The following is a 15,067-nucleotide window of genomic DNA, read 5'->3' on the forward strand; positions in this document are numbered from 1 at the left end:
TTACTGAAATGTAAGTCGCCAAGGCTTTGAAATGCCCTAATCGCTTCCTAACTCAGCTTTACGCGGCCCATCCGCCGAATGGTAAGGCCGCAGAACTTTAAAGGAGACAGAACATGTCACCGGAAGAACGCCAATTGCTGACCTCCCTTTTCGATCGCGTCCGCACCGCAGGCACAACACCGCGCGATCCGGAAGCCGAAGCGCTGATATCGGAAGCGACCCGCACGCAGCCCTCCGCCACCTACTATCTGGCGCAGGCCGTCATCGTGCAGGAAAAGGGCCTGGAGGCGGCGGCCAACCACATCAAGGAACTGGAAGAGCGTGTACGGCAGTTTGAAGCCGGCGCCGGTGATCACCGCCAGGCCGAGCAGGGCGGCTTCCTGAGCTCGATCTTCGGCAGCACCCAGACGCAGCAGCCGGCCCCCGCTCCCGGTCCCTGGGGCAGCGCGCCGAGGGACAGCTACGAACAGCCGCCGCGCGGCTATGACAACAATCGCCAGATGCCGCAGCAGCCGACCGGCCCATGGAGCCAGCAGGCCTCGGCACCCTCTGCCGGCGGCAGCTTCCTGCGTGGCGCTCTCGGCACCGCGGCCGGCGTGGCCGGCGGCATGCTTCTCGCCAACTCCCTCTCAGGCATTTTCGGCAACCACATGTCGTCGCTCGGCTTGGGTTCGCCTTTTGGCGGCGCCAATCCCTTCGGCAATGCCGGTGCGCCCACCGAGGAAACCGTCATCAACAATTACTACGGCGACAACAGTCAGGCGGATGATTCCAGAGCTGACAACAATGATAACAACGACAACATCCAGCAGGCCGATTACGACGACAACGATGACTTCACGGATGATTCCGGTGACGACACGACGGATGTTTAGGATTTAGCTTTAAGGAAAGAGTGGCAGTTGGTTTCAATTGCCACATCGTTTCCGGGCCCTTCGCCTTGAGCTCAGGGCGTTCGCCGTTGCAATCGATTCACTGGATCGATCGCTGGCTGCGCCCGACCACGTCTCACCCACGTCCACGATAGGTGGCGACACCCTGATCCGGCAACCATACGCCTTCCGGCGGCTTGCCGGTCTGCCAGAAGACGTCGATCGGAATGCCGCCGCGCGGATACCAGTAGGCGCCGATGCGCAGCCACTTCGGATCCAGAAGCTCGACGATGCGCTTGGCGATATAGATCGAGCAATCCTCGTGGAAGGCTCCGTGATTGCGGAAGGAATGCAGGAAGAGCTTCAGCGACTTCGATTCCACCAGAAATTCATTGGGAATGTAATCGATGACGATATGGGCGAAATCCGGCTGTCCGGTCATTGGGCAGAGCGAGGTGAATTCCGGCGCGGTGAAGCGCACGACATAATCGGTGCCGGCATGATTGGATGGCACCTTTTCCAGAATCGCCTCTTCGGGGTTCTTGGCGGTTTCCGTCTGCTGGCCCAGCATCGAAAGGCTGGAAACGTCTGTATTGGGCATTACGCCTCCTTGATCACTTTGACGCGGATGCCATGGGCCTTTTCGCCCTCCGGCTCCACGTGAATGGCAATTGTCGCGCCCGCATGCACGGCGCGGATGGCATCTTCAAGGCGGTCGCAAATATCATGCGCTTCGCGAACCGTCATCTTGCCGGGCACGACGAGATGGAAATCGACGAAGGTGACCGAGCCCGCACGCCGGGTCTTGAGATCATGCACACCGATAGAGCCTGCCGCATGGGTGGCGATTGCCTGCTTGATCGCCTCCTGTTCCTGCGGCTCGACCGCCTGATCCATCAGTCCGCCGACCGACTGCGAGATCACTTTCCAGCCTTGATAGAGAATGTTGAGCGCAACGAGAATGGCGAGAATGGGATCGAAGATCGCATAACCGGTCGCAAGCGCCAGAAGCAGGCCAACGAGAACGCCAACCGAAGTGACCACATCCGACATGATGTGCTGCCCATCCGCCATCAAGGCTGCAGAGCGGTGCTGTCGCCCGGTACGGATCAAAAGCCGCGCCCAGACGGTATTGATGACACCGGCGGCAATATTGATTGCAAGGCCGAGCACGGGCGCCTCGAGCATGCGCGGGTTGGCGAGATGGCCGACGGCCTGCTGAACGATCAGCAGCGCGGCAACGACGATCATCACGCCTTCGGTGACGGCCGAAAGATATTCGGCCTTGTGATGGCCGAAGGGATGGTCATGGTCTGCCGGCTTCTGCGCATAACGGATGACGAAGAAGGCGATGAAGGCCGCCACCACGTTGACGAAGGATTCCAGCCCGTCCGAAAGCAGAGCCACAGAGCCCGTCACCCACCAGGCGACCATCTTCAGTCCCATGACGCCAAGCGACATGGGAATGCCCCAGAACGCCAGTTTCCGAACCGTGAGATTGCCCTCGTCGCTCATATCGTCCCCCTGCGGTTGCGAATGAATTGCAGCATTTAAGCCATTGAAACGCAAAACCGCCCGCGCGGGAATCGCGCAGGCGGCTGATGCGGGTGATATGGGCAATCGCACTCGAAATGTCAAAGGCTTTGGCACTTCGGAACAAAGACAGATCTGATTGACGAAAATTTTATAACCATTTATATAACCTGTAATGTAATTGGGAGAAACGGCCTTGGTGGAAGATGTCGTGAAATCGCTGGGCTACCTTTGCCTCGGCAGCCGCTTCCGCCGCATTGGTGAGCGTCTGCAGGCCGATACGCAGCAGGTGATCGAGGGGCTGGGCGTCTCCATCCAAGCCGCGCAATATCCTTTCCTCGGCGCCATCGACAGGCTCGGCCCACTGACGATAGGCGAACTGGCGCAAGCCGTCGGCATAACCCAGCCCGGCGCGACCCGCACCGCCTCCCAGCTGATGGAACTCGGCTTCCTCGACATGCAGCCATCCGCTGAGGATCAACGGCGCAGGGTCGTGTCGCTGACACCGAAAGGACAGGAACTCGTCGATTATTCCAGGCAACAGGTTTGGCCGCATATCGCAGCCGCCGTTGCCGATCTCTGCCGGGATCTCAACGGCCCGTTGCTGGAACAGCTTGCAGCAATCGAAGACGGCCTCGCCGAAGCACCGCTTACCCGCCGGACGAGCGCCCTGAAGGAGAAGACCCCATGAGCCATATTCTCGATCGGCCGATCTGGAACGCGCTCCACACCGCACATGCCGATCTCGCCGAAGGCGGCGAACGGGCGATGCGCTACCCGCCCTCAATCGTCCCCTTCGCGGCCGCCGCCGACGATACGCGCGAAAGCCTCGAAGCGCTGGAGAACCTTCCTGCCGTTGATGAGGCCATGGCGATTGTCGAAGCCGGACCCGTCATCATACCGCAGGGACTGACGGTCGTCGCCGAGGGAAAGCTGGTGCAGATGGTCGCCGAGCGGCCTTACGAGCGCATTTCCGACAGCCGGTTGCAGCCACTGACCTCTGACGATGCGGAGGAAATGCTCGCGCTGGCGACGCTGACCAAACCCGGTCCCTTCACGCTCCGCGCCCAGAGCCTGGGCACCTTCTGGGGCGTGAAGATCGACGGTCGTCTCGTCGCCATGGCTGGACAGCGCCTGCGCCACCCGGGGTTTGGCGAACTCAGCGGCCTCTGCACCCACCCGGATTTTCAGGGACGTGGCCTCGGTACCCTGCTGTTCCGCTATGTCGCGGGCGAAATCTCCGCCAGGGGCGACACAGTTTTCCTGCATGCCTATTACACCAACACGCCGGCCATCACGCTCTACAAGGCGCTCGGCTTCAAACTGCGGTCCGAAATGAACCTGCGTGTCGTCAAGCGAGGCGCATAGGTCAGCCAAAACGCCGCGGTCTCCTGCTTTTGCCGTTTGTGCCATGATAGCGACCCAATTGCATGGTGTTGACGGCCCTGCAGTCAATTGGGGACCGCGCGGATATGCATTGGATTAATCGCTACATCGACCAACCGTTGCTCGACGGCGCGGCCAGTTCCTTGCGGGCCTGGCATAGTCGCACCGGCCTGTCGCCTGAGCGGCTGGAGCCGCTCTGGAATATTGCAGTGACAGGCCTCCTGCTCTTTGCTGCCGGGCATTTCCTCTCCGGGCCGGCGCTGCTTCTGTGTTACGGCGGCCTGGCCATGTTGACGCTTCCCTCCGCCTGGATGCTCTTTACATCCGGCCGCGACATGGGCGGCTACGACGTCGCGGCCTACAAGAAGCTGAGAACCAGGGCGTTCATGAAGCGAGAGGCGGAATGGGCCGTCCGGCTCGCCATCCTCTTCACCGCCATCTGCCTTCCCTTCGTCTCGCGCTCGGATGATCCAACGGCCGCCTATTTCATGATCGGCGCCAGTCTCTGGTTCGTGCTGACCGGCCCGGCCAGATCCTATCTGGCAGCCGCCGAACCGCCCATGCCACGCGACGGCGATCCCTCATTCAAGGCCGACCTGCAGTTCAGCTGAAAAGCATTGGTCCAGCACGTAATTCAATTGGTCGCGGCACCAATGGAACGAAGCGCTCTCGTTTCCGTTATATTGCCAGCAACCGATAAAGGAGATCGCGATGCTGTACTATGCTCTGGTATTTCTCGTCGTAGCCCTGATTGCAGGCGTCCTTGGATTTGGCGGCATTGCCGGCGCATCCGCTTCGATCGCCCAGGTCCTGTTTTTCATCTTCCTGGTGCTGTTCGTCGTATCCATCGTCGCCCGGCTCATGCGGCGCGTATAGACGAACATCCCAAACATAAAAAACCCGCCGTTTCCGGCGGGTTTTTTATGCGTTCAAGAGAAAGGCCTTCAGGCCGCCTTGGTCTTGGCCCGGCGGGCGAGATGCGCCACCACATTCTCGATCATCCGCATGCCGGCATCGCCGCCGAGCGTCATGATCGATTCCGGATGGAACTGCACGGCCGCGATCGGCTCCTTGGCATGCTCGATACCCATGATCGTGCCATCCTCGCTTTCGGCGGTGATGATGAAATCCCGCGGCAGCGTCGAAGGATCGGCAAAGATCGAGTGATAACGGCCGACCGTGACTTCCTTGGCAAGCCCCGAGAAGACGATGCCCGGCTCCAGCACGCGAATGCGCGACGGTTTGCCATGCATCGGCAGAGCCAGATGACGAAGCTCGCCGCCATAGGCTTCGGCCAGCGCCTGCAAGCCCAGGCAGACGCCAAAGATCGGAAGGTTGCGAGCGCGGGCCTTCTTGATCGTCGCCTTGCAGTCGAAATCCTTCGGGTTCCCAGGTCCCGGCGACAGAACGACGAGATCAGGGTTCAGCCGATCGAAGATTTCTTCCGGCACCGGCGTACGCACAGTCGAGACGGTCGCCCCCGTCTGGCGGAAATAATTTGCTAGCGTATGCACGAAACTGTCTTCGTGGTCGATCAACAGGATGTTGACGCCCTTGCCAACAGAGGCGACATCGCGCTGGGTCTTGCCGGAATTGCCGGTCTTGGCATCGCGGATGGCGGAAAGCATGGCAGAGGCCTTCAGTTCGGTTTCGGCTTCTTCTTCCTCGGGAATGGAATCGTTGAGCAGCGTCGCACCAGCGCGCACTTCGGCAATCCCATCCTTGATGCGCACGGTGCGCAGCGTCAGGCCGGTATTCATGTCGCCATTGAAGCCGACCATGCCGATCGCCCCACCATACCATGCGCGCGGGCTCTTCTCATGCGCTTCGATGAAACGCATGGCCCAGAGCTTCGGCGCACCGGTTACAGTCACGGCCCAGGCATGGCTCAGGAAGCCGTCGAAGGCGTCCATATCGTCCCGCAGACGGCCTTCGATATGGTCGACCGTGTGGATGAGGCGCGAATACATCTCGATCTGGCGGCGACCGATGACCTTGACCGAACCCGGCTCGCAGACGCGGCTCTTGTCGTTGCGGTCGACGTCCGAGCACATGGTGAGTTCGGACTCGTCCTTCTTCGAGTTCAGGAGCTTGAGAATCTGCTCGCTGTCGGCGATCGGATCGTCGCCGCGCTTGATCGTGCCCGAGATCGGGCAGGTCTCGATGCGGCGACCGGAAACACGCACGAACATTTCCGGCGAGGCACCGACCAGATATTCCTGGTTTCCAAGGTTGATGAAGAAGGAATAGGGGGACGGATTGATCGCCTTCAGCCGCTTGGAAATATCCGAAGGCTTGCTTTCGCAGCGCTCCATGAACTTCTGCCCGGGCACCACTTCGAAGAGATCGCCCTTGCGGAAGCTCTCCTTCGCCTTGACGACGAGCTCGGCATATTCGCCCGGACGATGATCGCTCTTCGGCGGGATCGTATCCGTGCGGACAAACGGCTCGGCTGCGATGTCGCCTGCCCTGCCCTCGGTCGTCTTGCCGTTCTTGGAGAAATCGTAGCGATCAACCCAGGCCTTGGCGGCATAGTTATCAACAACGAGGATTTCATCCGGCAGGTAAAGCACCATGTCGCGCTGGTCGGAAGGTCGTTCCAGCTTCAGATTGATCGCGTCGAACTGGAAGGCGAGATCATAGCCGAAAGCGCCATAGAAGCCGATGCTGGCATCGGCTTGCGAATAGAAAAGATCGGTGATGGCGCGAAGTACGGTAAACACCGTCGGCATCTTCGAGCGCTCTTCTTCGGTGAAAACGCGGTCAGGCATCTTGACCGTCAGATCGAGCCTGCGCGCGGTCAGTGCGCCGAGTTCCAGTTCGCTGACGGTCTTCAGTCGCTCGACGATGAACTCGAGGATGACCTCGCCGCGCTCGTTATAGGCTTCGATCCAGACATTGCGGCCGAAGGAGGAGACACCGAGCGGCGGATCGACGACAGCCGTATCCCAACGCGTATAGCGGCCCGGATATTCGTAGTTCGACGAGAAGACGGCGCCGCGCCGCTCATCGAGCTTGTCGACATAGGACGAGACAGCATCGGCATAGGGAATGGCCCGCCTTTGCCGCGTGACGGTAATACCGCCCTTGGTCTCGTAGATTTCCGCACCATCATCCCGCAGGATCGTTACCATAGTTCCACTCCGTTATCGGGCCCGGACGAAAGGCGGCCTTTGAAACAAAAAAGCCGCCTCGAAGTTTCGGGCGGCTCGTTCGTCGTCTTTGGACACGATTGGTCGAGGCCGCCTCAGCGAGCCCACCACCAAACTGCAATGTTCAAGGACTTCTTCATGGGCGAAATTGTTAGCCTGAGATGAAGCCAAGCGCAAGAGGCGATCAGCCCACGAAAAAGGGCGGCCCGAAAGCCGCCCCTGCCCCAGCCTTGAAGGCTGATTTCTCATCAGAATGTCTTGGTGACCGAGATCTTGAAGGTACGGCCCGGCTCCGAATACCACTCCTTGGGCTGCGAAGACGTCGCGCTGAGGTTCACGTCGCGAACGGCGAGCGCACTATAATATTCCTGGTCGAAGATGTTGTAGACACCACCCTGGATGCGCAGTCCCTTGACCTGCTCCGGCGTCCACCATGCCGTCAGGTCGACGATACCATAACCAGGTGCGTCAAACGACGTCAGTGCATTGTCGTTGCCGGTCATCTGGGACGAGAGCGTCGAGGAAAGGTCGAACCCGTATTCGTCATTGCTCCAGCCACCGCCGATGATCGCCTTGAACGGCGCCACGGAACGCAACCGCTCCTGCGTGTCGTCATTGCGGCCATAAGTGTAGGCCAGCGAGGTGTGAAGGTTGATACCGTTGTCGAACGTCTTGATGAGGTTGGCTTCGAGACCGGAGATCGAAGCTGAAGAAACGTTCGTGTAGTTGAACGTCGTAAAGCCGCCCGCGTCAACGGTTGTCACGGTCTCGATGAAGTTCYGATAGCGGGTATGGAAGGCCGCAACCCGCCCCTGCAGACCACCTGTGTCGAAGTTGGCGCCAATCTCGATACCACGGCCGATTTCCGGATCCAGATCCGGATTGCCGAGCTGTGCGTAGCGACCGGTCGGGTTGTRGAAGCGGCTGTAGAGTTCATCCACGGTAGGAGCACGGAAACCGACGGCAAGCTGTGCGTAGAGCTGCACGTCGGGCGTCAGATCATAGGTCGCAAGCAGCTTCGGCGACATGGCGGCTTCCGTGCGGTCATGCAAAGTGCCGAAACGCGTAACACCGGTATTTGTCGCGAAGCCACCGCCGGCCGAAGGATTGTAATTGAACCAATCGAAGCGGAAGCCGGGCGTCAAAGCGAAACCGGTATTGCCGATCTCGATCCTGTCTTCGAAAGTCAGCGCAAGATTCTGGCTGTCGACATCAGGCACCTCCGCCTGGTTGTTGAGCGACGGGCACGTGGTTGGGGTCGGGCAAAGGGCCGAGCTATACTGCGTCCACTTGGAAACACCGATATCAAGACCGATGCGAACCGAGTGATTGAGGCCGGAATATTCGAAATCCTTGGTCGCCGTGCCGCTGAAGCCCCAGGTTTCGTTTTCGATCTCGTTGTTGCGACCGTAGGCAACGTTGGCAGCGGTTCGGCCGTGGCTGCCGGCTTCCTTCTTCAGATCAAGCCAGTAGAGTGTCGCCCGAGCACTGCTGAAAAAGGCGTCGGAAGACTGCGCTTCATAGTCATAATCGAGCGAGACACGATCACGATCGCGCAGGTCGCGGCCGTCGAAATTGTTGATCATGTAGGTGCGGCCAGTGCCCTGCTGCTCCCGGAGATCGGTTTTCAGGTCACGCCGGAAACGCTCAGCCGTCAGCCCGATGCGATGACCGCCTTCGAGATCCTGACGCAACTTGAAGAGCAGGTTGTGCTGATCGAAATCCGCAGGATCCGCCTCGGTGCGCAAACGGCCGTAGCTGTCATTGTCACCCTTGTTGTCGCGCTCATGGCCCTTGCGGTAGCTGCCTTGGAAGAGGATCGACGTATTGCCGACCTTCTTGGCGGCGGCTGCGGATCCGGAAATGCTGCGATCTTCGCTGTCATAGGTCGATTTGACGATCGCGCCCCAGTCGCGGTCTTCCGGAATGAGGTCTTCGGGCTCGAGTGTATTGAGGACGAAGGCGCCGCCCAGCATGCCCGATCCGCCCTTGCTCGAATCCGCGCCGCGCACGATGTCGAGAGAGGAGAGTGAATCGAAATCGAACGTGTCGCCGCCGCCATTGGCGTTGCTGGTCGCGAACGCGCCCTGGCGAGAGCTGTTGGACAGATACGGGATCGGGATCCCATCGATCGTCGTCAGGATACGCGGGCCGGAGAGGCCGCGCAGGTTGAAGCCCGCGTCTGCACGCGAATAGTTCACCGTCGCATCGACGCTACGGCCGATATCGTCGTAATTCGTGACCTGCTTCTGGATCAGTTCCTTCTGATCGATCTCAGTCGCAAGCGGCGTGTCGGCAATACTGCCGGGAGCCGCGCGATTTCCCTTGACGACGATTTTCTGAAGGACCGTTGCGCCTTCGGCATTCGTGGCCGGCGTGCTCGCCGGAGCGCTCTGAGCGAAAGCGTTTGAAACTGGAAGAACAAGTGCGGCTGCTGTGCAGACCATTAGAACCGAGCGCCAATGCCGGACGATCATAACCTACCCTCAAATGGAAATTACCGGGCTGGCTGTCGTGGCGTTTCGGGCGCTCGAGGGGCTGGCTAGGTTTGCGGACGACGGCGGAGATTTCCGCCTTCTTTTTGCCGCATAAAAAACATGAGTTATATTGTCAATATATTCAGCCAATTTATGTTGAATAACACAATCAAGTTTTACCGATGTCGACAAAACGTTGCGCAGTTGCAACGAAACCGGTCCTTTCGCGTTAACTTTCCGCTCGATCAACGACGGGAAACGACGTGTGAGAGAATTTCGGAAGATGGCGGTCCTCCTCGCCGCACTCGCCCTGCTCCCTGGTGCAAGATTGCCGCGAACCGGCCCCTTGCCGGAACCCAAGCCGGAGACGGCGACCGAAAGCCCTTCGGTCCAGCCTGAAAAAAAGCCGGAAACGGAGGCAGTTCCTGAAGCCAAACCGGAGCTAAAACCCGATACGCCGCCGCAGGCTTCCGACATTCCGACGCCCGAGCCCAAGCCGAAGCCGAGCGAAACCTCTGCCACGCCATCGGCTGAAAAATTTGGCCCGCCGCCGCCCCCGCTGGAAGACCAGAAACCACCGAGCCCGGCCGAGCAGACGCTCGAAGAACAGCACCTGACCATCGAGCCGGAGAGCGACGCGGACCATGCCGAATGCGTGAAGGAACTGCAGAGCCTTGGCGTCGTCTTTCGCGAAACACCCCGCATCGACGACGGCAACGGCTGCGGCATCGACAAGCCCATCATTGTCTCCCAGGCTTTGCCCGGTATTACGTTGAAACCCGAAGCCACACTTCGCTGCCCGACGGCACTGGCGCTTGCACGGTGGATGAAGGGTAGTGTCATTCCAGCAGCTTCGGTCGCACTGCCGGCCAACGGTGGCATTACCACCATCAATCAGGCCTCCGCCTATATCTGCCGTCTGCGCAACAGCGCCGAGACCGGCAAGATTTCCGAACATGCGCGCGGCAATGCCATCGACATTGGAAGCTTCAGCTTTAACAAGGGCGAGCCTGTCGAGGTCCGCTCACGACGCGAGGATTCGACACTGACAGGCGCATTCCAGCGCACCGTCAGCGCCGCAGGCTGCCTCTATTTCACGACCGTGCTCGACCCCGAAAGCGATGCCGCCCATGAGACCCATTTCCATCTTGACGTGATCGAGAGAAAGGGCGGTTATCGCTACTGCCACTAAAAATTTCAGACACTTGAGATGACAGCTTGAATCAGATCCTCAAATACCCAGATCAAAGTCTCGGGACGACGATGTCGAGGATCGCAAGTGCATGAAGGCTATTGCAGCCTGCATTATCTTCGGACTGCTTGTTATTGCCATAGGCTTGCTGTTTTCAGGCCATGTCTTTTGGCTCCTGCCGATAGCGATATTGGCTGGCGGAAGCTTTCAGCGGCTGTTCGTTTGGCTATTCATCGACCCCGACGACGAGAAGCGTCGACGCCATCTCATCACGAGCAGCGCGAACGCCACTGGGGATCAGAACAACCCTTCGATATAACCCTGATCGTTGAGGAAAATCCGTTCCGCCGACGGCGATTTCGGCAAGCCGGGCATGGTCATGATCTCGCCGGTAATGACGACGACAAAGCCGGCGCCCGCCGACAGCCTTACTTCGCGCACCGACACTACATGCCCCTCCGGCGCACCGCGCAGGTTCGGATCTGTCGAGAAGGAATATTGCGTCTTCGCCATGCAGACCGGCAGCTTGCCATAGCCTTGTGCTTCCCAGGCCGCCAGCTGGTCGCGGACCGCCTTGTCGGCCGTCACCTCGCCGGCATGATAGATCTTCGAAGCGACGATCTCGATCTTTTCGATGAGCGGCAGGTCGTCGCCATAAAGCGGCTCGAACCTTGCCTGTCCGGATTCGGCTAGCTCCACGACCTTGTAGGCAAGGTCCTCGATGCCGGCAGAACCTTCCGCCCAGTGACGGCAAAGGATGGCTTCRGCGCCATGACGCGCGACATATTCCTGCACGGCGGCGATTTCAGCATCGGTATCCGAAACGAAATGATTAATCGCAACGACGACAGGAACGCCGAACCTGCGCACATTGGCGATATGGCGGCCAAGATTGGAGCAGCCGCGAACCAGCGCCTGAACATTCTCCGCACCGAGATCGTCCTTCTTGACGCCGCCATTCATCTTCAGCGCCCGGACTGTCGCGACGATCACCGCGGCACTCGGTTTCAAGCCGGCCTTGCGGCATTTGATGTTGAAGAATTTCTCCGCGCCGAGATCCGCTCCGAAGCCCGCTTCCGTCACGACATAGTCGCCGAGCTTCAACGCAGTCTTCGTCGCGACCACCGAGTTGCAGCCATGGGCGATATTGGCGAATGGACCGCCATGCACGAAGGCCGGATTATTTTCGAGCGTCTGCACGAGGTTCGGCTGCATCGCATCCTTCAGCAGGACGGCCATCGCGCCATCGGCCTTGAGATCGCGGGCATAGACCGGCGTCTTGTCGAAGCGGTAACCGATGATGATCTCTCCGAGCCTTCGCTCCAGATCCTTGAGATCGGTCGCAAGGCACAGTATCGCCATGACTTCGGACGCGACGGTGATATCGAAGCCGTTCTGCCGCGGGAACCCGTTGGATACGCCGCCGAGCGAGGACACCATGCTGCGTAGCGCCCGGTCGTTCATGTCCATCACCCGTCGCCATGTGATGCGGCGCAGATCAATGTTCTCTTCGTTGCCCCAATAGATGTGATTGTCGATCATCGCCGCCAGCAGATTATGCGCCGAGGTGATCGCGTGGAAATCGCCGGTGAAATGCAGGTTGATGTCTTCCATCGGCACGACCTGGGCATATCCGCCGCCTGCCGCTCCACCCTTCACACCGAAGCAGGGACCGAGCGAGGCCTCGCGCACGCAGACGATCGCTTTCTTGCCGATGCGGTTGAGCCCGTCGCCGAGACCGACGGTGGTCGTCGTCTTGCCCTCGCCTGCCGGCGTCGGATTGATGGCAGTGACAAGGATCAGCTTGCCGTCCTTCTTGTCCTCCTGGGCGGCGATGAACTCGGCGCTGATCTTCGCCTTGTCGTGACCGTAGGGAACGAGCTGCTCCGGCGGGATGCCGAGCTTGGCGCCGATCTCGAAAATCGGCTTCTTTGTTGCCTCACGCGCAATTTCGATATCGGATTTGATGGCAGCCATGGATCGTGTTCCCGTTTTCTCTGCGCGCCCGATTTCTCTATGCGCGACGGACTCGGCGCTTATTTCAATCGGATAGCGAAATATGCCCAAACTGTGAATAGCGCCGCGCCTTGCCCTGCGGCTATTCCATTGTTTATTAGGGGTCAGCGATTCTAAGACTTACGGGGGTAGACCGTGAAATCACTCGAACTTTTGGTCGAGCGCATCATCCTTTCCAGCCGTTGGCTGCTTGTGGTCTTCTATATCGGCCTTGTCCTTGCCTTGGCCGTCTATGCCGTGGCCTTCGCTTTCAAATTTCTGAAGGTCGCAGGAAGCGTGTTCGAGCTCGGCGAGGCCGAAATGATCCTCGCCATGCTCGGTCTCATCGATGCGGCACTCGTCGCAAGCCTCATCGTCATGGTCATGATCTCCGGCTACGAGAATTTCGTCAGCCGCTTCGACGAGGCTGAAAAGGAAGGCGAAGTCTCCTTCCTCGGCAAGCTCGATTCCGGCAGCCTGAAGATCAAGGTCGCCTCCTCCATCGTCGCCATCTCCTCCATCCACCTGCTGCAGGTCTTCCTCAACGTCGATCAATATACCGACGGCAAGATCATGTGGCTGACCCTCATGCATCTGGCCTTCGTTGTGTCTGCGGTCATGCTCGGCTTCCTAGAAAAGTTGATGAGCGTGACCTCGAAGAACGACCTGAAGGACAAGGGCTAAAGCGGCGTCAGGCCGCAAAAGACGGCGGTGTGAAGCAGAAGCGCCGTGTCGCGGCGGCGCCTCTTTTCGAAACTCGGCATCAGTTAACTGAAGCAGACGCCGGAACGATTGCCGCCTCGGATTTTCTGGGGCACAGAACGCTAGCGTTCGGTCCGCAGACATGAAGGCCGGGCTCCTCATCGTAGGGGATCACACCATCGATGATCTCAAGCCTGAGCGCCTGAGGCGGATATATATCTCCTCTCCCGAAAGACGGCGTTATCATCATCGTGTCGAATGTCTCGGGACTGACGCCCATCTCACTGAAATAGGCAATGAATTTTCCGCGCTCAGTCTCCGTAACCTTGGTCGCCGGTTGGCTGAGGCCGAGAGCGGAAGTCCGTCCCACGAGCCGCGACGTTCCGCCCATAAAGGCAATGGTGCAGCTCGAAAAACAGTACGCCCCACCGGCAAAGACTTCCCCCTCGGTCGGCCCGCTTTTGGCCATGCTCGCGGTACAACGCGGATCCTGCATCGGACAATTCGGCAGGCGCGTTCTGCCAATTGACGTATCGAGGCCCGCAGCGCGGATCATACGTCCCATTGCGAAAGCTGCATCCTTGTCTCCACCAAAGGACTGAAAGACGACCGGCAACTTTCTGTCGCCGAGTGTCTTCAAGATCGCTTCCAGCTGAGCCGGTGTATCCGGCATGATGTCGCCATCCGCCGAGATCCACTGCGTGCATTCTTCCTGGCAATTGCCTTTGTACATCACGAGGAAGTCCATCGGATGGGTTTTAGGCGCAGGATAGTTTGGGGATACGGTCGCGCTCTTAACAGGCGGCTCAGGGACAGCAGCTTTGGGCGCCGGATGGCGATAGCATGCGGCATCGGCCGCTGCGTCCTGCGCGCAGAGCGGCATGCCGGGCCATTCATTGTAAGCCAGCATATCCGTGATCAGACCTGTCCGAAGTGCTTCAGTCGGCACGACCATCGCCATGCTGTCGGGTGTGGCGCTCATCATCAGGTCAACGATGTCATCGCTGACCCCCATCTCTTTCAGATACGCCTTCAGAGTCGCGCTAGCTTTTTTGCCGAGCTTGGTGGAACTGCTCTGCCCGGTAACTTTGCGGCCAATCTCCTTACGGGAAACTTCCTGCTTCTTCCCATTCACCATCTTGTATTCGATGCGATAGGACACGCGCATCTTGTTGTAGACGGTCGTGATCTGATGGACGCCGATATAGGCCCATTGAGACGAAACTCGCGTCGTGCCGCCCGCCAAAGCCAGCGGGCACGCAGAAACGCAATATGCGCCATACGAATAGGTGGATCCAGCTGCAGCGCCATTCCGGCCGATGGCAGCCGCGCAACGCAAATCCTCAGGCGGACAGCCTCCCAGCCGCGTACCACCGACCGCCGTTTCCAGCCCAGCCTTGCGAATCATTCGTCCCATTACATAGGCGGCATTCACATCCCCACCTTCGGAACGGAACACGATCGGCAATTTCCGATTCCCGATCTTCCTGAGAATTCTTCTCATTTGGGCAGGTGTGTCGGAGGTTATGCGCCCCTCTGCCGAAATCCATTCCGGACAGTCTTGCTTGCAGACAGATTTATGCACGATGACGAAGCTCATCGGTGGATGTTCCGACTGCTTCTGCTCTGCGGCCTGCAAAAGCGCAATTGGAAGGCTGGAAAGAACTAAAGCAAGTATTATTCGAGAAAACAGATACTTTACGGAAAGGAAAATTGCAAAGCGCACGATTAGATTGCCTCAGTTGCATCCGATCATAC

14 protein-coding genes are annotated in these 15,067 nt (G+C 59.1%); 8 read left to right on the forward strand and 6 right to left on the reverse strand.

Annotated features, from left to right (window positions below; all coding sequences use genetic code 11):
* Nucleotides 1–113: 113 nt before the first annotated feature.
* On the forward strand, nt 114–875 hold the full coding sequence (locus AC1DF8_RS03685; protein WP_183885983.1) for a DUF2076 domain-containing protein: 762 nt from the start codon (nt 114–116) through the stop codon (nt 873–875).
* Nucleotides 876–1,008: 133 nt separating this feature from the next.
* On the opposite strand, the gene queF is transcribed toward AC1DF8_RS03685, so the two are convergent.
* Nucleotides 1,009–1,473, reverse strand: coding sequence for a preQ(1) synthase (gene queF, locus AC1DF8_RS03690; protein WP_112972187.1), 465 nt, complete (start codon nt 1,471–1,473; stop codon nt 1,009–1,011).
* Entirely contained in the window at nt 1,473–2,387 is a 915-nt protein-coding gene (gene emfA, locus AC1DF8_RS03695; RefSeq protein ID WP_477994999.1) for a CDF family cation efflux transporter EmfA, read from the reverse strand. Before emfA ends, queF begins: the two co-directional genes overlap by 1 nt.
* Before the next feature lie 214 nt (nt 2,388–2,601).
* Here emfA and AC1DF8_RS03700 point away from each other — a divergent pair, with 214 nt between their 5' ends.
* From AC1DF8_RS03700 to AC1DF8_RS03715, 4 genes are all read left to right on the forward strand, one after another.
* On the forward strand, nt 2,602–3,096 hold the full coding sequence (locus AC1DF8_RS03700; protein ID WP_477995000.1) for a MarR family winged helix-turn-helix transcriptional regulator: 495 nt from the start codon (nt 2,602–2,604) through the stop codon (nt 3,094–3,096).
* Complete coding sequence (locus AC1DF8_RS03705; RefSeq protein ID WP_113147131.1) at nt 3,093–3,773, forward strand: GNAT family N-acetyltransferase; 681 nt, start codon at nt 3,093–3,095, stop codon at nt 3,771–3,773. The genes AC1DF8_RS03700 and AC1DF8_RS03705 overlap by 4 nt, the downstream gene beginning before the upstream one ends.
* Nucleotides 3,774–3,877: 104 nt before the next feature.
* Nucleotides 3,878–4,402: a hypothetical protein gene (locus tag AC1DF8_RS03710; protein ID WP_477995001.1), complete on the forward strand. Its 525-nt coding sequence runs from the start codon at nt 3,878–3,880 to the stop codon at nt 4,400–4,402.
* 100 nt (nt 4,403–4,502) lie between these two features.
* Nucleotides 4,503–4,667: a DUF1328 domain-containing protein gene (locus tag AC1DF8_RS03715; RefSeq protein ID WP_007824505.1), complete on the forward strand. Its 165-nt coding sequence runs from the start codon at nt 4,503–4,505 to the stop codon at nt 4,665–4,667.
* A 68-nt stretch (nt 4,668–4,735) separates the two neighbouring features.
* Here AC1DF8_RS03715 and AC1DF8_RS03720 read toward each other — a convergent pair whose 3' ends face one another.
* The gene (locus AC1DF8_RS03720) at nt 4,736–6,925 is read right to left on the reverse strand and encodes an anthranilate synthase (protein ID WP_112972183.1); all 2,190 of its coding nucleotides are present in this window, start codon (nt 6,923–6,925) and stop codon (nt 4,736–4,738) included.
* 266 nt (nt 6,926–7,191) lie between these two features.
* On the reverse strand, nt 7,192–9,420 hold the full coding sequence (locus AC1DF8_RS03725) for a TonB-dependent hemoglobin/transferrin/lactoferrin family receptor (RefSeq protein WP_477995002.1): 2,229 nt from the start codon (nt 9,418–9,420) through the stop codon (nt 7,192–7,194).
* A gap of 283 nt (nt 9,421–9,703) precedes the next feature.
* Here AC1DF8_RS03725 and AC1DF8_RS03730 point away from each other — a divergent pair, with 283 nt between their 5' ends.
* A complete protein-coding gene (locus AC1DF8_RS03730; protein ID WP_112972181.1) occupies nt 9,704–10,612 on the forward strand; it encodes an extensin family protein in 909 nt (302 codons plus the stop codon).
* A gap of 91 nt (nt 10,613–10,703) precedes the next feature.
* On the forward strand, nt 10,704–10,931 hold the full coding sequence (locus AC1DF8_RS03735) for a hypothetical protein (protein WP_477995003.1): 228 nt from the start codon (nt 10,704–10,706) through the stop codon (nt 10,929–10,931).
* On the opposite strand, the gene AC1DF8_RS03740 is transcribed toward AC1DF8_RS03735, so the two are convergent.
* Entirely contained in the window at nt 10,910–12,589 is a 1,680-nt protein-coding gene (locus tag AC1DF8_RS03740) for a formate--tetrahydrofolate ligase (RefSeq protein WP_112543516.1), read from the reverse strand. The genes AC1DF8_RS03735 and AC1DF8_RS03740 overlap by 22 nt on opposite strands.
* A gap of 174 nt (nt 12,590–12,763) precedes the next feature.
* On the opposite strand from AC1DF8_RS03740, the gene AC1DF8_RS03745 reads away from it, so the two are divergent.
* Nucleotides 12,764–13,291 (forward strand): TIGR00645 family protein, encoded by a 528-nt coding sequence (locus AC1DF8_RS03745; protein WP_112543515.1) that lies wholly within the window; start codon nt 12,764–12,766, stop codon nt 13,289–13,291.
* A gap of 79 nt (nt 13,292–13,370) precedes the next feature.
* Here the strand turns inward: AC1DF8_RS03745 and AC1DF8_RS03750 are convergent, their stop codons facing one another.
* Nucleotides 13,371–15,035 (reverse strand): COG3904 family protein, encoded by a 1,665-nt coding sequence (locus tag AC1DF8_RS03750; RefSeq protein ID WP_477995004.1) that lies wholly within the window; start codon nt 15,033–15,035, stop codon nt 13,371–13,373.
* Between the last annotated feature and the right edge of the window lie 32 nt (nt 15,036–15,067).

The sequence above is a fragment of the Rhizobium sp. 05N49 genome, from assembly GCF_056396805.1.